The organism is Enterobacter cloacae complex sp. P17RS (assembly GCF_014895885.1).
GTDB lineage: Bacteria > Pseudomonadota > Gammaproteobacteria > Enterobacterales > Enterobacteriaceae > Enterobacter > Enterobacter bugandensis.
In genome coordinates, this window is record NZ_JADBQK010000016.1 from 1 (window position 1) to 19,418 (window position 19,418).

Here is a 19,418-nt window from a genome sequence, read left to right on the forward strand (position 1 = left end):
GACCGTACAGGGGAGAGGGTTAGGGTGAGGGGGTTACGCCTCAGGCAGTTCCGCCAGCGGCCAGCGCGGACGCACGGACACGCTCAGGTCGGACGTTGCCCCCGCATTCAGGCGCACCATACCGGCGTAAGCGATCATCGCCCCGTTATCGGTACAGAATTCCGGACGCGCGTAGAACACTTCCCCGCGACGCTTTTGCATCATTTCCGCAAGCTTCGCACGCAGCGTGCGGTTGGCGCTGACGCCGCCCGCCATCACCAGGCGCTTAAACCCGGTCTGATCCAGCGCACGCTTGCACTTGATCATCAGCGTATCCACCACCGCGTCTTCAAACGCGCGGGCGATATCGGCGCGGGTCTGCTCGTCGTTGTCGTTATTGCGGATAGTATTCGCCGCGAAGGTTTTCAGCCCGGAGAAGCTGAAATCCAGCCCCGGACGGTCGGTCATCGGGCGCGGGAAGACAAAGCGCCCTTCCGTTCCCTGCGACGCCATTTTAGAGAGCATCGGGCCGCCAGGGTAGTCCAGGCCCAGCAGCTTGGCGGTTTTATCGAAGGCTTCACCGGCGGCGTCATCGATCGACTCGCCCAGCAGCTCGTACTTGCCAATACCCGTTACGCTAATCAGCTGGGTATGCCCACCGGAGACCAGCAGCGCCACGAACGGGAATTCGGGCGGATTCTCTTCCAGCATCGGTGCCAGAAGATGCCCTTCCATGTGGTGAACCGGAATGGCGGGAACGTCCCACGCGAAGGCCAGCGAACGCCCCACCGTTGCGCCGACCAGCAGCGCGCCGACCAGGCCCGGACCGGCGGTATAGGCTACGGCGTCAATATCGGTTGAGCTTAATCCGGCCTCTTTCAGCGCCGCCTGAATCAGGGGAACCGTTTTACGCACGTGGTCACGAGAGGCCAGTTCAGGTACGACGCCGCCGTAGTCAGCGTGCAATTTCACCTGACTATACAGCTGGTTGGCCAGAAGCCCTTTTTCGTCGTCGTAAATGGCGATGCCGGTTTCATCGCAGGATGTTTCAATACCCAGTACACGCATGACTTGTTTTACCTCGTTTCAATACCGCGCAGTGTAGAGCCTGGGCGGGTTGATGTAAAACTTTGTTCGCCCCAGGAAGAAGGCTCGTGTATACTCCTCACCCTTATTAAAGTCCCTTTCAAAATCGCATCGGTGCTTTACAAAGCAGCAGCATTTGCAGTAAAATTCCGCACCATTTTGAAATAAGCTGGCGTTGATGCCAGCGGCAAACCGAATTTATTAAAGGTGAGAGTTACATGCCGGTAATTAAAGTACGTGAAAACGAGCCGTTCGACGTAGCACTGCGTCGCTTCAAACGTTCATGCGAGAAAGCAGGTGTTCTGGCTGAAGTTCGTCGTCGTGAGTTTTATGAAAAACCAACGACCGAACGTAAGCGCGCTAAAGCTTCCGCTGTGAAACGTCACGCGAAGAAACTGGCTCGCGAAAACGCACGCCGTACTCGTCTGTACTAATCTGTTGAGGGCCAACGCCCTCAATTGACAGACAGAGTAGTAGTCGTAAGGCCGTGCTTCCGGAAGGAATGCGCGGCTTGTTTTCGTTTATAAGTCGCTTAAATTTTTGGGGCATATGGCCGGAAGAATCCCACGCGTTTTCATCAATGACCTGCTCGCCAGAACCGACATCGTCGATCTCATCGACGCGCGGGTAAAGCTGAAAAAGCAGGGCAAGAACTACCATGCGTGCTGTCCGTTCCATAACGAAAAAACCCCCTCCTTCACCGTAAACGGTGAAAAGCAGTTTTACCATTGCTTCGGCTGTGGCGCACACGGTAATGCCGTCGATTTTTTAATGAACTACGACAAGCTCGAGTTCGTTGAAACCGTCGAAGAACTGGCGGCGATGCATAATCTTGAAGTGCCGTATGAAGCAGGCAGTGGGCCAAGTCAGATCGAGCGCCATCAGCGGCAAACGCTGTATCAACTGATGGATGGCCTGAATTCGTTTTACCAACAGTCTCTTAAGCACTCTGCGGCTGAGCCTGCGCGTCAGTATCTGAACAAGCGCGGACTGAGCGACGATGTGATTGCGCGTTTCGCTATTGGTTACGCCCCGCCCGGCTGGGACAACGTGTTAAAGCGTTTTGGCGGCAATAGCGAAGATCGTAAATCCCTCATCGACGCAGGCATGCTGGTCACTAACGACCAGGGACGAAGCTACGACCGCTTCCGTGAACGGGTGATGTTCCCGATCCGCGACAAGCGTGGCCGGGTAATTGGTTTTGGTGGTCGCGTGCTGGGTGATGCCCTGCCGAAATACCTCAACTCTCCGGAAACCGATATTTTCCATAAGGGCCGCCAGTTGTACGGTCTTTATGAGGCGCAGCAGGACAATGCGGAACCTCCGCGTCTGCTGGTCGTCGAAGGCTATATGGACGTCGTTGCGCTGGCGCAGTACGACATTAACTACGCGGTTGCGTCGTTAGGTACGTCCACCACTGCCGATCATATTCAACTGCTGTTCAGGGTGACCAACAACGTCATCTGCTGTTACGACGGTGACCGAGCCGGACGCGACGCCGCCTGGCGAGCGCTGGAAACCGCGCTGCCGTATATGACCGACGGACGTCAGCTACGCTTTATGTTCCTGCCCGACGGTGAAGACCCGGATACGCTGGTGCGTAAAGAGGGCAAAGCGGCATTCGAAGCGCGGATGGAGCAGGCACAGCCGCTCTCGACGTTTCTGTTTAACAGCCTGATGCCGCAGGTGGATTTGAGTACCCCTGACGGGCGCGCGCAGCTCAGTACCCTGGCGCTGCCGTTAATCAGCCAGGTGCCCGGCGAAACGCTGCGCATCTATCTGCGTCAGGAGTTAGGCAACAAGCTCGGTATCCTGGATGACAGCCAGCTTGAACGTTTAATGCCTAAACAGGCTGAAAACGGCACGGTTCGCCCCGCGCCTCAGCTAAAACGCACAACCATGCGTATACTGATAGGGTTACTGGTGCAAAACCCCGAACTTGCTCCGCAAGTGCCGTCGCTGGCGGGTTTGAACCACGAAAAGTTGCCCGGACTTGGCTTATTTTCAGAACTGGTCAACACTTGTTTGTCTCAGCCAGGTCTGACCACCGGACAACTTTTAGAGCATTATCGCGGCACAAAAGAGGCCGCTACCCTTGAAAAACTGTCGATGTGGGACGATATAGCAGATAAGGAAATTGCAGAAAAAACGTTCACCGACTCGCTCAACCATATGTTTGATTCGATGCTTGAGTTGCGCCAGGAAGAGTTGATAGCTCGCGAGCGCACCCATGGCTTAAGCAGCGAAGAACGCCGGGAGCTCTGGATGATTAACCAGGAACTGGCGAAGAAATAAAAAATTTAACGGCTTAAGTGCCGAATATCGATCGGGAAGCCCCCGGCAGCCGCACTGAGAGGCAGCGGCAAAAATATAAGTACGCCCTCGCTTTAAAGGTTGGCAGCACCATCGCCGACACCAATCAAACGAATTAAGTGTGGATACCGTCTTATGGAGCAAAACCCGCAGTCACAGCTGAAACTTCTTGTCCAACGCGGTAAGGAGCAAGGCTATCTGACCTATGCCGAGGTCAATGACCATCTGCCGGAAGATATCGTCGATTCAGACCAGATCGAAGACATCATCCAAATGATCAATGACATGGGCATTCAGGTGATGGAAGAAGCACCGGATGCCGATGATCTGTTGCTGGCTGAAACCTCCAACAACACTGACGAAGATGCGGAAGAAGCTGCTGCACAGGTCCTGTCCAGCGTGGAATCTGAAATCGGGCGTACCACTGACCCGGTCCGCATGTACATGCGCGAAATGGGTACCGTTGAACTGTTGACCCGCGAAGGCGAAATTGACATCGCAAAACGCATCGAAGACGGGATCAACCAGGTTCAGTGCTCTGTTGCCGAATACCCGGAAGCGATTACCTATCTGCTGGAGCAGTACGATCGCGTTGAAGCGGAAGAAGCGCGCCTGTCTGACCTGATCACCGGTTTTGTTGACCCGAACGCTGAAGAAGATATGGCGCCTACCGCCACTCACGTCGGTTCTGAGCTGTCTCAGGAAGAGATGGATGACGACGAAGATGAAGATGAGGAAGAAGACGACGACAGCGCGGACGATGACAACAGCATCGACCCGGAACTGGCGCGCGAGAAGTTTGCCGAGCTGCGTACCCAGTACGAAGTAACGCGTGACACCATCAAAGCGAAAGGCCGCAGCCATGCCGCCGCTCAGGAAGAGATCCTGAAGCTGTCTGAAGTGTTCAAACAGTTCCGCCTGGTGCCAAAACAGTTCGACTACCTGGTAAACAGCATGCGCGTGATGATGGATCGCGTACGCACCCAGGAACGCATCATCATGAAGCTGTGCGTTGAGCAGTGCAAAATGCCGAAGAAGAACTTCATCACCCTCTTCACCGGCAACGAAACCAGCGAAACCTGGTTCAACGCGGCTATTGCGATGAACAAGCCGTGGTCTGAAAAACTGCACGACGTGAAGGACGATGTCTATCGCGGTCTGCAGAAGCTGCAGCAAATTGAAGAAGAGACCGGCCTGACCATCGAGCAGGTCAAAGACATCAACCGTCGTATGTCCATCGGTGAAGCGAAAGCGCGCCGTGCGAAGAAAGAGATGGTTGAGGCGAACTTGCGTCTGGTTATCTCTATAGCTAAGAAATACACCAACCGCGGTCTGCAGTTCCTGGATCTGATTCAGGAAGGCAACATCGGTCTGATGAAAGCGGTAGATAAGTTTGAATACCGTCGTGGTTATAAGTTCTCTACTTACGCGACATGGTGGATCCGTCAGGCGATCACCCGCTCTATCGCGGACCAGGCACGCACCATCCGTATTCCGGTTCATATGATTGAGACCATCAACAAGCTCAACCGTATCTCCCGCCAGATGCTGCAGGAGATGGGCCGCGAGCCGACGCCGGAAGAGCTGGCCGAGCGCATGCTGATGCCGGAAGACAAGATCCGTAAAGTGCTGAAGATTGCCAAAGAGCCAATCTCCATGGAAACACCGATCGGTGATGATGAAGATTCGCATCTGGGGGATTTCATCGAGGATACCACCCTCGAGCTGCCGCTGGACTCGGCTACTACCGAGAGCCTGCGTGCCGCCACGCACGACGTTCTGGCTGGCCTGACCGCCCGTGAAGCGAAAGTGCTGCGTATGCGTTTCGGTATCGATATGAACACCGACCACACGCTGGAAGAAGTGGGTAAACAGTTCGACGTGACCCGCGAACGTATCCGTCAGATCGAAGCGAAGGCGCTGCGTAAGCTGCGTCATCCAAGCCGCTCTGAAGTGCTGCGTAGCTTCCTGGACGACTAATCCTGGTAAACAGCAAAAAGCTCCCAATCGGGAGCTTTTTTTTTGTTATTCCCTCTCCCTGCGGGAGAGGGCCAGGGTAAGGGCATCAAGCAGCAAAGGAGCTAAAGCCCCCGCACCATCAGCGCCTCATCCAGCTCCCTGTAGGCCTCCACCAGCTTATCCAGCGTCGCTCTGTTGAGCCCGCTAGGATTCGGCAACACCCACACCTGCGTAACGCCAATGGTGATGCTCTGCTTACCCCACTTAGCCCCGCGCTGGCTGAACGCCTGCTCGTAGGCCTGCTTACCGAGGATCGCCAGCGCGGCGGGCTGATAGTCTTCAATCTTCTTCACCAGCTCCCGCCCGCCGCTGCGCAGTTCATGCAGGTTGACCTCGCTCGCCTGTACCGTCGGCCGCTCGACCAGCATGGTTATGCCGCAGCGCGTGTCCAGCAGGTGCTGCTCCTCTTCAGGCTTGAGTAACCTGTCGGTAAACCCGGCCTGGTAGATCACCTTCCAGAAGCGATTGCCCGGATGGGCGAAGTGAAAGCCGGTGTGCGCCGAGGACTTTCCCGGGTTGATTCCGCAAAACACCACCCGCAGGCCAGGGGCCAGAATGTCGTTGATCATCTTTACTCCCACTGATACGTCGTTATGGAAGTATAAAGGATTGATAATGCGTTGTTTATAAAAACAGCAGGCAGGTGTGAATGGCTGGATTGCTGCGGGGAGTTACTTTATAATTCACCGCCACGGCCCCTTAGCTCAGTGGTTAGAGCAGGCGACTCATAATCGCTTGGTCGCTGGTTCAAGTCCAGCAGGGGCCACCAGATACAGCAAGGGCTGAAGAGAAATCTCCGGCCCTTTCGCTTTTCTTGGGGATACTTCGGGGATACTTTCTACAGGTAAACTTAGTGACCAATGGGTCATAATCGCTTGGTCGCTCTAGCGACGCCCTAGAACCTAAACGTAAAAAAAGCCGCAAACGCGGCTTAAATAAATCTGACGGCTTTAAAGACCCAGGCTTCTTTTCACTAACTCACCAACGATCGGCCACATAACCGGTTGTACTGATTCCCATACAGGGCCACAAACCTTAGCCAGTAACGATTTCGCTTCCTTCCCATCTCCTTCGTTAGCTGCAGCTACAGCAGCCGCAATATCCCCGCGCTGACTGGAATTAATAGGCTTCCCCTGAGCTTCAAGGATAGAAACCAGTTTCGCAACGATTTCGGAATCAGACGCAGTAGAAATATTTAACGATTGAGAAACAGTCTCACCTTGTCCGAGTTGAGTGTTAGTGAATTGCCCGCCAGTAATTGTCAGATTATTTACTATCCGCTGAACTTTTTGCGGCCGATTAGGTGCCTTTCTTGACTCCTTATAACCGGCTTCAGTTAAATAAACAAATTCTCGTTTGCTATAAGAGGCGATGATAATAACAGAACTATTCCTATCATTATCGTACATGGCCATCGGACCCGTTTTTATCATCTTTGCTTTTTCAAGGTCTCCAAATGCAACCTCAAAATCAACAGAGGTGAAATCTGCAACACTACATACCGCAGTAGCCAAAGCTTCAATGTTAGGCCCTTCATATCCCTTTTTTAAATCTTGAGCGGTCAATCCCCTATCGGTGAAATCAGCCAAAAGAGTACCCAAAATTTGTTTTGCTGCTTCATCTAATTGTCCGGCCATTTCCATTACCTTATGATTGACTAGTCATTACAATAAATATGGTCTTTTTCTCAAATAGCAACTAGCGAACTTAACATTTTCAGTGACCTGCAAGCTGGTTCACACTTTAAGCTTGCTCACTTTGATACGTAGCGATGTATTCAGCAGCCAGCTCCGGCAGACGTTCGCCCACTCCGGCGGCACGGTTCGACGCTTTGGCTATTTCTTTGCGCAGCCTCTCGAGCTGGTTATCTGGCATCTGCGGAAAAGCGCGGTCCATGGTCAGCGGCAGGCCGTCCAGAATTGAGGAGATTTCCCCGGCCAGCCGGGAAAGCGCCCAGATGATAAACTCCGTGTCGATAACCTTCCCGTTCTTACGCTTGGTCTTCAGCTCATGCATATCAGCCTGGGCGTTAGTCAGCCGGATCCGAGCCTTAAGCAGCTCCTCGTCGTCAGCGTCCACGGGTTCCGGCTCCGCCTGGCGCAGCTGCGCATTCAGCAGACGGTTACGCAGGACACTGGCCACGTCGTAGAACGCCTCACGCCCTTATCGCCGGGCAGGCTCCACGCCCCATTTATCAAACGCGCTGACGCTGACATCACAGCTTTTAGCCATCGTTTTTTTGTTAAGTAAATGCTGCATCTTTTTTCACATCTCTTTAACGTTATTTTTTGTACAGGTTGTTGTATTTAACCTGGATTATTCATTTAAATCATAATGTTAACAGCAACAACAAAACCACCACCACCCCTCTCAGAAAAAGGTCGTATATAGCGGAAACCTGCGGGTTGCCTGACATATCAGTCATCACCTCGCTCGGCCAGCGTGGGACAAGTTTCGAAACGTCGATCTCTTTTTTGGCTTGAGGTAGCCCGGAGTGAATGATTTAGTCTCGTAGCCTTTGTCACGCATTACACGGCTGCCAACCATAGGCGAGCAGAACGCCGCCATAGGCACGTCAGAGGAATCAATCAGGTCGAGAGCGATATCACGCGCCGGTGAAGTTACTTCCTGACGGAAGAACAGGCTCAGGAAAAGGTTGGTTTTAGTTTTATCCGCCGTAGTGATTACGGAGATGAGTTCTGAGGGAGTGTAGGGAATAATTTCTGCCACTGTTATTTCTCACAAAGCTAAGAGTGGAGAAAGTCTAATCAGGGTGTGCCAGGGTGAAAATACGGGCGCGGGGTTTCGCTTTGTCATAGTGCATCAGCGTTAAAATTACTCGTTACGGCTGGCGCTCAGTGGCACATCGGAGAGGCGTGCGGTGCCGGTTTGACGGTGCAAATCAGTCAAGGCTGCTATCTGATTGATATTTAGCCGCAGGTTTTTGAGCTCTTTATCCATGATGGTGAACACTAATTATACAAATCATCATCTTCGAAATTTATCAACTAACAAAATCAATAAATTAGCCAGATGATGATGTCGCTTAAAACCGAAAAATTAGTTTTTTTTCCACGCTGTTACCGTCCCGTGGTTTTCATTTCATCCGGGAGAACCTATGAGGAGGGTTGTAAACGATACGAAAAAACCCAGCCGAAGCTGGGTTTGATTAGCGGTCTTCTCAGCTGCAAACATTGCAGAGAGGGATGACAAAAACTTTACCACGTTTAGGGTAAATGACTTTGCCTGACGGGTCTTTCTTGTTAGCTCGGAAAATAACTTCACAAGAATTACCACAACGTGGGCAATATCCAGTAGCCATGACGTTTATCCTGTTCATATACACAGCTGTAATCCTATCCAGCCTTGTGTATGCCCCGGTTAACCGCTATTCTTAAGTTCTCACGCAAAAGAGTTACAGTTAACCTGTGCTCTGGAAGAAAATCCGTTTTCTTCCCCCTAAAGCCCTGCTGGAAAGCAGGGCTTTTTTGTTTAGTCGCTTGCTGAATTAGGTACGGCAAACGACTCGACAATATTACTGATTCTTTTCGCCTCGTCTTTAGTCAGATCACGAGGCAGATTACTAATCATAACGATCAGCTCTTCACGGAGCGGAATAGGCAATTCAAACGTTTTTGCAGCATTACTCATTGCAATAGCCATAGGAGATTGCGTAGTTTTTACTGGCGATCTGCGCTGTTTAACCGTCACGTCTTCACCTTTCTCATGAGCGATAAATTTTGCTACAGCTCCGTTAAAACGACTGATGTAAGATTTATGAGTATCATCTGCAATACCATTGAACATGACGTAAGTATCGATAATATCGACCGTATCCCAATGCTCTGCTGGCTGATCATCAGATATTAAATCTTTGACCAGATAGCAAACGCTACGAACGTTGCCTGCAGTACTTGGTGAAGCCCCAGTTATCTCAGCATACTGGTCTATAAATTTGTAAAAGTTAGCTTTGGACAAGTCCATAACTCTAACCTCCTTAAGCTAGCAGAGCTCAACATATAGTCATAATGGCACAACAATCCCAACCGCGCAAGATCACAACACACAAGATCTTTAAAGATCTGTAGGATTAACACACTATTTTGGATTGGATTTGATTGGAGTGAGTAGGAGTTAATAGCAATGATGCGTTATGAGCAAGGGAGAAGCAAAGTATACGTTGTATGGTGCGTGATGTTGTCGAATTACATATGTTATCCATCCCACCTCGCGCATATCTTGCCGCACTTATTTGGATTTCAAAGGGGTGACTTCGCCCATTACATCCACTTCAATCACCCCATCACGTACCAGCTTCTCAAGCCATCTACTGAAAGATTTTTGCGCCTTATCTCCCAGTAAAGCGATCATGTCGTCACGCAGGACAGAACGGTTACAAGGTTCACCTTTGGCTTTCCGGCTGCGGATAGACTGCCAGAGCGCGGCATGGTTCCCGGTCAGGTGTTTAACCTCTGCCAGCTCCGGATCGGGTTCCTGAGGTTCGCGTGGCGTGTCGCGCAGCACCATCGATGCCACCAACTCGCCGTCGCGGTCTGTGAATAATTCCGCTTCCCTCAGATCAAACGCTGCCGGCCGCGGTTCCTCAGCATCCTTCATCTTGGTGCAGGTCAGGATAATTGCGCCGCCCTCACCCAGCGTGCGGAAAGCAAGTTCTCTGGCCTAGTCTATGGTGAGATCGGGAAATTTCCCCAATGTTACCCGGTAAATTTTTCCGTCACGTTTTCGAACAACACAAAAACTACGGGTGCAGTTAGACGTGATCCTCAGTCTTAAGCCGTTTACCGCGGCATCGGCATACTCTGCTCGTTTCCCCTCAGCGGGGATCGGCAACTCCAGTAGGGCCGCTTTGGTGAACCTGAAGGTGTTCATTAAAAGCACTTTCCTAAAATGATCGTTTGGTCGCGTCCGGGATTCCGGGGATACTTCGGGGATACCGCAGACGGGTAATAATGGGTCATTTTAGGTAATCAAAATGGTCAGACCAATACATTAAGTGCTTGTTTTTCATTATCAATGATTTATGGGTTAAATCCGGTCGCCTGACTCATAATCGCTTGGTCGCTGGTTCAAGTCCAGCAGGGGCCACCAAATTTTAGATGTAGAATCAAAGAATTAAGCCACTCGATTGAGTGGCTTTTTTATTGGTTTTTTATGAGCCGGTGGCACCGCCGTTAACCGTGGCTCATCGAAGCCGTTCGGACACGTTCAGAGGCGCCAGGAGTTGCAATCAGACGCTCCACGGATTCCATCGTCACGAACGTACAGCTGCAGTCCACATTGGTGCACTGATGATAGCGCTCTTTGGTGTTTTCACTTAAATAGCGACTGGTACGCGCATGCGCTGAATGCTTGCACTTAGGACAATGAAACATATACCCTCCGTTTAATTCACTTTATGTGAATCAATAATACTCAAAAACAACGTAATGGCAAATGAATTACTCTCTATCCACAGAAAATTTTTCGTCGGTGACGTTCAGCTCAAGGTTAAGCTGCGTGGTAAATCCACTCCCGCTCAGCGTATGAACCACTTCGCTGATGATCCACGCCTGCTCGTCAATGACTCGTTTAAAGCCGTTAACCAGCACCGGCGTTTCGGGAAACAGATCGGCTCGCCCCAGCGCCAGTTGGATAGAAAATTTCACGGTTCCCCGCTGAAGCGCGCGCCACTTCGCCTCCGCAGCCCTGAGCGCCTGCTCTTCAGACGCATACACCGTAGCAAGCTCAAACACGTTCTCCGCCGATCCCACCAGCCTCTCTTGCGGCTTCGGCTCCATGCCTTTAGCTCCCGACGCGGCGGCATCCGGATGCTGTAGCACCTCTGTGGGCTGCCCCCCAACCTGGCGATTAATACTCAATTGAGGATTTTGCTGTTTTGGATCGCGCGTTTGCAGCCATTTGGCCGTCACGCCGGAATAACTTTCACGGTCGGCGACGGAGAAAAGGTGCCGATCGCCATCCCCACGTTCAATCATCATTAAGGGAATCGCTGTGCCACTGGCCGTCACGGCCTGGCCCGCTTTCATGAAAATGACCTTCCCGGCTTTGATGGAAACAAATGCACCATTGCGTTCGGCCAGGCGGGTGAGAAACGCCGCGTCAGTCTCCTGAGACTGGTCAATATGAGAAATGGCAATGGATGAAAGCCCAGCCGCAACGCTTGTGGTCAACTGGTTCCGCTGAGCGATAGTAGTGACTATCGCGCCGATCGTCGTGTCATGCCACGACTGTTCGCGCCGCACGTTTAGCTTCCCACGAAAATCCGCGCTGCATCCCCGAATGGTCAGGGTGTCCGGCGCCCCCCGAAATTCAATTGTGTCGATCGTGAAGCTCCCTTTCGGCTGGAGCGGAGCTCCCTCCCACCCCAGCCATAAGGAGAGCGTTGCTCCCCGGGCTGGCAGGTCTAACAGCCCATCGGAATCATCCAGTTGAATATCCAGCTGATCGGCTTCCAGCCCACGTTTGTCGGTCATGGATAAACTGATAAGGCGGTGGCTGAAATTTTGCGTGATATCACGGTCGTTAAGCTTAAGCATAAAGTCAGGGGCGATTTTGCCGCCCGCCCGGATATTCATCTCGGCGATCATCCCACCAGCCCTCCAATGCTATTACGTGCGCTCGTCACCAGCTCTTCAGCCTGCGTTCTCAGATCGCCAAACATCTTCATCAGCGATTCGTCCACGCGTTTTAGCGACAGGGAAAATTCAATTTTTCGCGCGGTACCATCACTGTAAAAATCCGAATGCGTGTGCGTGACTTTCTCAATGATAAACATGCCGTGAATGATGCCGGTACCATCTATCAACGGCCATGCCCGCCCTTCATTCGCCATCAGCTCAACCGCCTTGAGAGAAAGCCGCCCTCCCGTGAGCTCCGGGTAAAGTACTCCGGTGAGGCTAAAGGAGGTCTCACCTTCGCCAAGATATTGCCAGGCTTTGGGCTTCCCGATGCGATCGTTGGACGCCCAGCGGTAGTCCTTTGTAAACTGCATTGTCTGATACGGTAAGGTTCGTCGTTCAAAGACAAACAGACCCAGCACCATTAACATTTTCTTTCTCCTCAACCAGACATAAAGCTGGATTGCTGCCGTCTCGCTTGTTCACGTTCACTATTCTCTATTGCCTCCCGGATTTGACGCGTCAGATCCATTCCGGAGGCCGTGCCTCCCTGCAGGGTAATGTTGTACTCGCTTTTACTCTGATCGACGTAAGAGCGTCCCCCTGTGGCGATGGTTGGTTGATACCCCTGGTAACCGCCATAGGTCCCCGTACCCGGAATATAAGAGCTGCCCACAGGAGAGGCTGCCGCTTCTGCTTTTGCCGCAGCGGAGTCGAGATTCCCCGACTCGTTTTTGATAAGACCGAGTTTCTCCAGCAGCCAGCTGGCCTTGCCGCTCAGGCTGTTAAAGAGATCAAGCGGTGCCGTTAACGCATCGCCCAACGCCTGCCCAAAAATCACGCCAGCATTTTTACAGCCATCCAGCGTTTCCTGCGTCGCCTTGATCGGCGCAACCAAATCGGTGAACCATTGCCAGATACCGCCCAGCTTCTCCGAGATAGCATCAAATACCGTTATCACCGGTGAGAACATCGCCCCCAGTGGTGCGAAGGCCGTCGAAAGCCCTTCCATCACCCCGCCAAAGAAGGCGCTGATGGGTTCCCAGTATTTAAAAATCAGCAAGGCTCCGGCGGCAATCGCCGCGCCAAGGGCAATCACCGGCCAGCTAAGGGCACCCAGCACCGTCATGATGGCGCCGCCCACTACGCTGAACACCGTTCCCATCATCCCGGCCGCGGTGATGATCATATTGACGCCCGTCAGAACCGGGGCGATAACTGTTCCTACGCCGCCCAGTACGCCAGCAAACGCCTGCGCGCCGACAACAATGCTGGCTAGGGTCTGCGTCAGCTCAGGGTTGGCATTCACCCAAAGGGAGGCCGTGCTGAGCCAGCCGGTTGCGGTTGTTATCAGGTTGCGCAGAGCGCCATCTGCTTTATCGAACACGTCAATCTTCAACCCGCTCCACGCGGCCTGGAATCGGTTGATATCGCCGTCAAGATTATCGGTCTGAACGGAAGCCGCGAGCGCGGTACTGCCCTTTGCCCCCTGCAGCTGCTTACGTTTTTCATCAAGCGATCCATCACCCGCGGCGGAAACCAGCGCCCCTGCGGCTTTTATGGCATCCGGAGTCTGAACATGGCGCAACATCGCGCTGAGCGCGTCCCCGGCGGCGGCACCTTTCATCCCCTTTTCCGCCAGAACGCCAAGCAGCGCAGAAGTCTCTTCAAGCCCCATACCGGCGGCATCCGCAGCGGGCGCAGCGGAGGTGACGGCCGCCACCATCTCAGCGAGGCTGGTATTCGAAGAGGTAAAACCGCGCGTAAGCACGTCTGCGATGCGTCCGGCATCTGCATCTGCCAGGTTATACGCGGCCTGCGTGCTGCTGATAATATCGGCCGCTTTTGCAGCGTCGATATTCCCCGCCTGACTGAGGTTGATCGTTGGCACAGTGGCCGCAAGCACTCCATCGGCGTCATAGCCTGAACGGGCCAGTTCGCTCTGTGTCCGGACGACCGCATCCGCAGGCGTTCCGGTGCTAGCACTAACTTCCCGTGCCTGCCGGCGAATGGCCTCAAGCCGGAGGTCTCCCTTCTCCAGGCCAAGGTTTGCCTGAATGGCAGACATCTGTTTTTCAAAACTGATGCCTGGCGCCATAAAGCGGGACGTCTGGTCAAAGCCCGCTTTTGCCATACTCACGCCCGCATTAGCCAGTTGCTGGACTCGCGAGATAGCGCGCTTGGCTGACTCGTAGCGGTTCTGAACGGTACTCAGCCGCTCCTGCTGCTGGTTGACGCGGGCCAGCGCATCCCGCTGCCGGTTAAGCTGCTGCGTTTTTTCGCTGATGTTGGTTCGTAGACGACGCTCGTCCGACGAAAGCGTGCGCGTGTTTATCCCCGCCCGCGCGAGCTCAGCACGCTGACGCTGTACCGAGTAGCGTAGGCTGTTGTACTCAAGCTTAAGATCGGCTGCCGATTTTCGGGCCGCGGACAGCGCATCAGCCTGTTCCAGGGTGGGGTTTTGCGTGTTTTTAAACTGCACCGCCAGCGCCGCTGCCTGCTGTTTCGCCTGAGCAAGGGACTGCTCCGTCATGGCGAGCTGGCCGTTTGCTTTCCTGAAGCCGTTGATACGCCCCGCCTGCTCATCGAGTGCCCCGAGCGCCACCTGCGCATCGCGGATATCGTTCGCGAGAGTGAGGCTGGCGTTATGGAGAGCGTTAAGCGGTCGGGTTGCCCGGTCGACAGCCTTAAGCAATTCCTGAAGTCTGACATTATTACTCATGGTGGTTTCCGCTTCGCTGCAGCGCTTTTTCGCGCCATAAGAGGAGTTCGGTCACGCTCAGGGTGTACAGCTCTGACGGCGGCCAGTGAAATATCACCGCGATATCCGCCATCAGATCGTCGACCGACAGATTTTCAGGAAATTTCAGCGAGCCGAAGCCGGTGACAAAAAACCGATCACCTTGCCAGCAAAAGAGAGCAGATCGCAGGCATCCAGGCGCGCAACCTCATGCTCGGTCAGGGCTGGCGAGGTCATTCGCGGCAGCACCTTGATCAGCGCATCTACGTCAGATTGCGCCAGCGACGCCAGAGATACCCCTCGTAGGGTCCCTGCATTCGGTTTTGAAACGGTCACCTTTTCAATTTTTTGCTCACCGCGCTGAACGGGGCTATCAAGCGTGACGATATGTGGATTTTCGTTCATGGCGATCTCGTTGGTATTTTCCATTTCGTTACTCTTCACAAAGTTAACTTACCGGCCGGCGATCCCGGCCGGTTAAAGGGTTACAGGCCGATGGCCTTACGGTGTTCTGCCAGGCGATCGACGCCATCGACTTTCAGCACCATGTTGATGATGTCGATTTCGATGATCTCTTTGCCATCAATGGTCAGCTGGTAGTAGGCGCACTCGGTGGACATTTTGGTGGTGCCGCTCTCGCCCTGCTTGTTTTCACCGCCATCAAACTCTTTATGACGGCCGCGCATGACGATTTCGACGGCGGAGATTTCGCCCGTGTCATCGCGCTGATAAGAGCCGGTAAAGCGCAGCGGCACGCTGTCCGCGCCCGGAGAGGCATACTGCGCCCACAGCGCGGCGTCCGGCAGACCGCCAACGGTCCACTCCAGCGCCAGGGCATCATCGTCCAGACCGAGGTCGACAGAGACCGAGCCAGGCATACCGCCGCCGCGATACTTCTCCAGCTTGCGGGTAAGCTTCGGCAGGGTGACGGACTCAACAACGCCCATGTAGCTCAGGCCATCATTGAACATATTCAGATATTTCAGTTTGCGTGGTAACGCCATGCTTCAGCTCCTTAGCTATTAACCGAATCTGACAGGTCTGCCAGATAGGTATCGGTGATGCGCTGGCGCAGGGTCAGATTTTCCAGCGGCGGGACAGGGGTGTAGTCATAATCGATATACAGTTTCCCCGCTTTCAGGGTTGATGCGTCGTTCGACTCAGGGTCATACCAGCAGGAGCCGTCGACGATATAGCCGTTGGTTTTCAGCTCGCGGAACTTGGCATTAATACCGGACACGATGTCGCGGATAAGCGTTGGCGTGATGGGTTTATCCATCGCCCACGCGTGCGCTTCCGCCATGGTACCGGCCAGCACCTGCGCGGTACGGGTGTAGTTTTCAAAGACGAATAACGGATCGTCTGAGCAGGTGCGGTTACCCCAGAATTTGAAGCCGTCGTTGCGAATCAGCGTGGTGACGCCAGCCTGGTTAAGCAGGTTCGCGTCGGTGGCCTGTTCCTGCAGATCCCAGGAGACCGAAGCGCTTACGCCAGTGACGCCGTTAACGCCAACGTTTGACAGGGTTTTATGCCAGCCCATTGTCTGATCGATTTTGGCACGCAGGCCAAGCGCACGGGCGGTCGCCCAGGCCATTGTCGTCGCATTGGTAGTGGTATCCCACGCCAGAAAATCAGGGTGGATAACCATCAGCTCGCGCTGGCTAAAGTTTTTGCGGTAGTTGATCGCCTCAGAAATGGTTTTGCACCCCCATGCGCTGACATAGCCAAACGCGCGCAGGCTCTGGCACGTGGCGGCCAGAGCGGTTGCCACTTCCTGAGAGTCCAGCCCCGGTACGCCGAGAATGCGTGGCTTAACGCCGGTCACCGTTTTCGCCGTGAGAAGCGCCTTCAGACCGGTGTATTTACCGTTTTCATCGGTGGTACCGATGATGTTGGAAACGGTCTGTTTGCGGGCCTCTTCCGGGGTCTCTGCAGTGCCTTCAGCCACGCGAACAACCACAACAACCGGTTTACACTGGTCGGCGATCGCCTGCAGAGAAGCGGACAGCGTCCCCGCCTTGCCGGCTTTCGCAATCGCGCTTTGCACGTTGGTAATGAGCACGGGCTCGTTTAAAGGAAATGTCTTGTCGTCAGCATCGCTGGCCGTACAGACCATGCCGATGATTGCCGTCGAGACGGTGGAAATGGTGCGGGTGCCATCGTTGATTTCGATAACTTCCACGCCGTGGTGATAGTCGCCCATCCGGTTAACTCCTTCGTTTAGTGGTGAGGCTATTGTCTGTGGAGCGCGCGATTGATGCGACGTATTGGGGTTGGGGAAAGGATTACACAACAAACGAAAAACCCTCCGGATGGAGGGCTCAGGCCATTCTGGCAAAAAGCACGGCGTATCGATTTATAATTTTGTTTCAGGCAGAGGCGGCCAGACCGGTTTATCAACATCGACCCGACTCAGAAGCACACGGTATTTCTTCCACTCCTGCAAGTTCGCTGTTTCTTCCTCAGTCGCCATATCCAGCTCAACCGCATCCTGCAGCGTGGCGATGACGTTATTTGCCTGAGTCAGCAGCTCCAGTTTATTGCGTTGTGCTTCTGCTGCATAATCCACCGGCGCGGCAGTAATTTTGCCATCAACAAAAAGAAACGCACCGCCTAATGCTTTCTCACCCGCAGCGGTAAATACATCCGGTACACTCTCTGGCCCGATTTCAACGACAATCTGATTAACCGGAAAAATCGTGCTCGCATCATAAGAGAAATGAACGATTTCTTTCGAGTCAGGATTGAAAGAAACTTTCAACGTTTCTTTTGAAAGTTTCTTAAGCCACTGATACCAGTCATTGCCATTTTCATCTTTCAGAAAAACAACATTCATTTCCGGTGATTTAGCAACATAATATAATTCGAGCTCCTCCGGCGTAAGTTTTGCCACTTTCGCTGGAGTATATTTTCCCCATTTTTCTAATGGGTCATATTTTTTAAATACACCTGATTGCATTGTCATTAAGCCACCCATGCCGTATACCAGTTTCCGCCGATGTTATATTGGACATAACGATATAGCACCGCTGTGTAGTTTGTCTTTTGCTGCACAGCGGTGACAACAGCACCATCTGGAGCATATGCAAACGTGTTATCGTTATTCCCGTTGGTTGCCGTTCCTGATGAAGCCAGCCTCATTCCCCCTTGCAGAAAGTTAGCGACAGTCCAGGCTTGTGTTGAAAAGTTCCCGTTGACCCATGCAGTAGTTGCATAAGGGCTCAAATCCTGCTGGGGCGGCGGGTTATTAGGTGAGTAGACTCGCACACCTGGAGTATCGAACAATCCACTCCCAGCCTGAATTAACCCTTTACTGCTAATATTGCGCTCAGAACGCAAATCTCCGGATGTTTGTACGTAATTTGAATAAATACTACCTACAGTAACTAAATTACCTGCAACTCCAGTATTTCCGGAAGGGTCAATATTAAAAAGATTCTTATTATTCAGCCAAATTGAGAAACCTGTCGCGTCAGTGCTATTACCTCTGGTAAGGCCAATAGCCATTGAATTATCGTACCATTCAAACATAGCACCAGAGACTATTCCTCCCGCACCAGATGGCTGAGCGCTAATAAGTTTCGCCGAGTTTCTTTCTGTTGGCACGGTTCCTACACTACCAAACCGGAGAACGCCATTGTAATCTCCCCCTTGTGCAGATACCGCACCGATTTCAGCAGGTGTGGGTTTGTGGTCTGCGTCATACTGCATTCTCCAGCCTGACCAAACACTGTTGTAAAACGTACGGATGTAGGAACCGGAATTAGAATATATCCGATAAACCTGTGTAATACCTGCATGTTTGTAAACTTCAAGCGAACCAGCGGCAGGTTCTGGATAGTTCTTCCCGGAAGCAGCCTGAACATTTGCAGTTTGATAGTAAAGCCCTGGTGTTGTCAGAGTATTGAGATCTATGGCATTTCCAATGCTAACAGTCTGACCATTAAAAATATCTTGCGCGGTAATACTAATATCTTCCGTCAGCGGTCGCCCGTTAACCTTCCTTCCTGATGGCACGCGACCATTAGCATTGTCATTCGCCGCCTTAACCGCTTTCGGCGTTGCCGCCAGCGCTTCAGAGGAGCTATCAGTCGCACTACTAAGCTGAGTAAACCCTTTAGCTGTCAGCGTGGCATCAGGATGGCGACGAGACTGCTCATGCTCTTCAAGCTTCTCATCAACGTACTCCTGGGTTGCCATTACTGTAGAAGTATCTATCGAGAGCTCCACCGAGGCGATATCGCTGACCATGATCACCATTCTCACAGTCTGCGCACGCCCAGATCCTTCATCTAACAACGGCTTATAACTTTCCGCCATGTTCCCGACTGCGATGAGTGTCCCCGTGTCATCATAGAGCCCCATTTCTCGCATCCAGAAACCGCCGGTTTCAGAAGGAATAAGAAGTTCTGCGATCACATAGTTCTGCTTTTTATTATCCTGGCTGATTTTATTAAGCGCATGGCGCCAGACTTCATTAACCAGCTTCGTCTGCCCGGCATCAGGCACCGGCAACGTGCCCCCACCGTCACCCACCGCCATCGCCGTAAAATTCACTTTCTTGCCGTTCGGGACGGTCGCTGCAGCCAGTTTTTCGGCACCGGCTTTGGTGATAACCGTTTTATATTTCACTGTCATTGTGC

The 19,418-nt window shown here is 52.8% G+C and carries 19 protein-coding genes, 1 tRNA gene and 1 pseudogene; 4 read left to right on the forward strand and 17 right to left on the reverse strand.

The features are described 5' to 3' along the window. Positions 1-33 precede the first annotated feature (33 nt). Positions 34-1,047 (reverse strand): tRNA (adenosine(37)-N6)-threonylcarbamoyltransferase complex transferase subunit TsaD, encoded by a 1,014-nt coding sequence (gene tsaD, locus IM265_RS13010; RefSeq protein ID WP_047364618.1) that lies wholly within the window; start codon positions 1,045-1,047, stop codon positions 34-36. A gap of 236 nt (positions 1,048-1,283) precedes the next feature. Between tsaD and rpsU the strand changes: the two genes are divergently transcribed. From rpsU to rpoD, 3 genes are all read left to right on the forward strand, one after another. Next, entirely contained in the window at positions 1,284-1,499 is a 216-nt protein-coding gene (gene rpsU, locus IM265_RS13015) for a 30S ribosomal protein S21 (RefSeq protein WP_001144069.1), read from the forward strand. Between the two features lie 115 nt (positions 1,500-1,614). Continuing rightward, positions 1,615-3,360: a DNA primase gene (gene dnaG / locus IM265_RS13020; RefSeq protein WP_028014472.1), complete on the forward strand. Its 1,746-nt coding sequence runs from the start codon at positions 1,615-1,617 to the stop codon at positions 3,358-3,360. Between the two features lie 153 nt (positions 3,361-3,513). Then, a complete protein-coding gene (rpoD, locus tag IM265_RS13025; RefSeq protein ID WP_028014473.1) occupies positions 3,514-5,358 on the forward strand; it encodes an RNA polymerase sigma factor RpoD in 1,845 nt (614 codons plus the stop codon). A 101-nt stretch (positions 5,359-5,459) separates the two neighbouring features. Here the strand turns inward: rpoD and mug are convergent, their stop codons facing one another. Next, complete coding sequence (gene mug / locus IM265_RS13030; RefSeq protein WP_023333460.1) at positions 5,460-5,966, reverse strand: G/U mismatch-specific DNA glycosylase; 507 nt, start codon at positions 5,964-5,966, stop codon at positions 5,460-5,462. Positions 5,967-6,090: 124 nt separating this feature from the next. On the opposite strand from mug, the gene IM265_RS13035 reads away from it, so the two are divergent. Further along, positions 6,091-6,166: transfer RNA gene (locus tag IM265_RS13035), tRNA-Ile, on the forward strand. A gap of 181 nt (positions 6,167-6,347) precedes the next feature. Here IM265_RS13035 and IM265_RS13040 read toward each other — a convergent pair. The 15 genes and pseudogenes from IM265_RS13040 to IM265_RS22040 form a co-directional block, all read right to left on the reverse strand. Then, on the reverse strand, positions 6,348-7,034 hold the full coding sequence (locus IM265_RS13040) for a hypothetical protein (RefSeq protein WP_193031398.1): 687 nt from the start codon (positions 7,032-7,034) through the stop codon (positions 6,348-6,350). Between the two features lie 106 nt (positions 7,035-7,140). Next, positions 7,141-7,656: pseudogene (locus IM265_RS13045) on the reverse strand (terminase small subunit). Positions 7,657-7,821: 165 nt separating this feature from the next. Next, the gene (locus IM265_RS13050; protein ID WP_370551783.1) at positions 7,822-8,127 is read right to left on the reverse strand and encodes a major capsid protein; all 306 of its coding nucleotides are present in this window, start codon (positions 8,125-8,127) and stop codon (positions 7,822-7,824) included. A gap of 762 nt (positions 8,128-8,889) precedes the next feature. Then, positions 8,890-9,381: a hypothetical protein gene (locus tag IM265_RS13055; protein WP_193031397.1), complete on the reverse strand. Its 492-nt coding sequence runs from the start codon at positions 9,379-9,381 to the stop codon at positions 8,890-8,892. A 264-nt stretch (positions 9,382-9,645) separates the two neighbouring features. Then, positions 9,646-9,933 (reverse strand): hypothetical protein, encoded by a 288-nt coding sequence (locus tag IM265_RS13060; protein WP_226839416.1) that lies wholly within the window; start codon positions 9,931-9,933, stop codon positions 9,646-9,648. A gap of 656 nt (positions 9,934-10,589) precedes the next feature. Then, on the reverse strand, positions 10,590-10,790 hold the full coding sequence (locus tag IM265_RS13065; protein ID WP_045631357.1) for an ogr/Delta-like zinc finger family protein: 201 nt from the start codon (positions 10,788-10,790) through the stop codon (positions 10,590-10,592). 66 nt (positions 10,791-10,856) lie between these two features. Next, positions 10,857-12,005, reverse strand: coding sequence for a phage late control D family protein (locus IM265_RS13070; protein ID WP_193031396.1), 1,149 nt, complete (start codon positions 12,003-12,005; stop codon positions 10,857-10,859). Then, the gene (locus IM265_RS13075; RefSeq protein WP_041908056.1) at positions 12,002-12,466 is read right to left on the reverse strand and encodes a phage tail protein; all 465 of its coding nucleotides are present in this window, start codon (positions 12,464-12,466) and stop codon (positions 12,002-12,004) included. Before IM265_RS13075 ends, IM265_RS13070 begins: the two co-directional genes overlap by 4 nt. Positions 12,467-12,477: 11 nt before the next feature. Beyond that, positions 12,478-14,757, reverse strand: coding sequence for a phage tail tape measure protein (locus IM265_RS13080; RefSeq protein ID WP_193031395.1), 2,280 nt, complete (start codon positions 14,755-14,757; stop codon positions 12,478-12,480). After that, positions 14,750-14,869 (reverse strand): GpE family phage tail protein, encoded by a 120-nt coding sequence (locus IM265_RS13085; protein ID WP_041908052.1) that lies wholly within the window; start codon positions 14,867-14,869, stop codon positions 14,750-14,752. The genes IM265_RS13080 and IM265_RS13085 overlap by 8 nt, the downstream gene beginning before the upstream one ends. Before the next feature lie 32 nt (positions 14,870-14,901). After that, positions 14,902-15,204 carry a phage tail assembly protein gene (locus IM265_RS13090; RefSeq protein WP_041908050.1) on the reverse strand — a complete coding sequence of 101 codons (303 nt, stop codon included), beginning with the start codon at positions 15,202-15,204 and terminating at the stop codon, positions 14,902-14,904. A gap of 56 nt (positions 15,205-15,260) precedes the next feature. After that, entirely contained in the window at positions 15,261-15,779 is a 519-nt protein-coding gene (locus IM265_RS13095) for a phage major tail tube protein (RefSeq protein WP_023309235.1), read from the reverse strand. An 11-nt stretch (positions 15,780-15,790) separates the two neighbouring features. After that, positions 15,791-16,978: a phage tail sheath protein gene (locus IM265_RS13100; protein WP_193031394.1), complete on the reverse strand. Its 1,188-nt coding sequence runs from the start codon at positions 16,976-16,978 to the stop codon at positions 15,791-15,793. A 153-nt stretch (positions 16,979-17,131) separates the two neighbouring features. Beyond that, entirely contained in the window at positions 17,132-17,752 is a 621-nt protein-coding gene (locus IM265_RS13105; protein WP_226839418.1) for a tail fiber assembly protein, read from the reverse strand. Further along, positions 17,740-19,413, reverse strand: a complete 1,674-nt coding sequence (locus tag IM265_RS22040) for a phage tail protein (protein WP_226839420.1) — start codon at positions 19,411-19,413, stop codon at positions 17,740-17,742. Before IM265_RS22040 ends, IM265_RS13105 begins: the two co-directional genes overlap by 13 nt. Positions 19,414-19,418 lie beyond the last annotated feature (5 nt).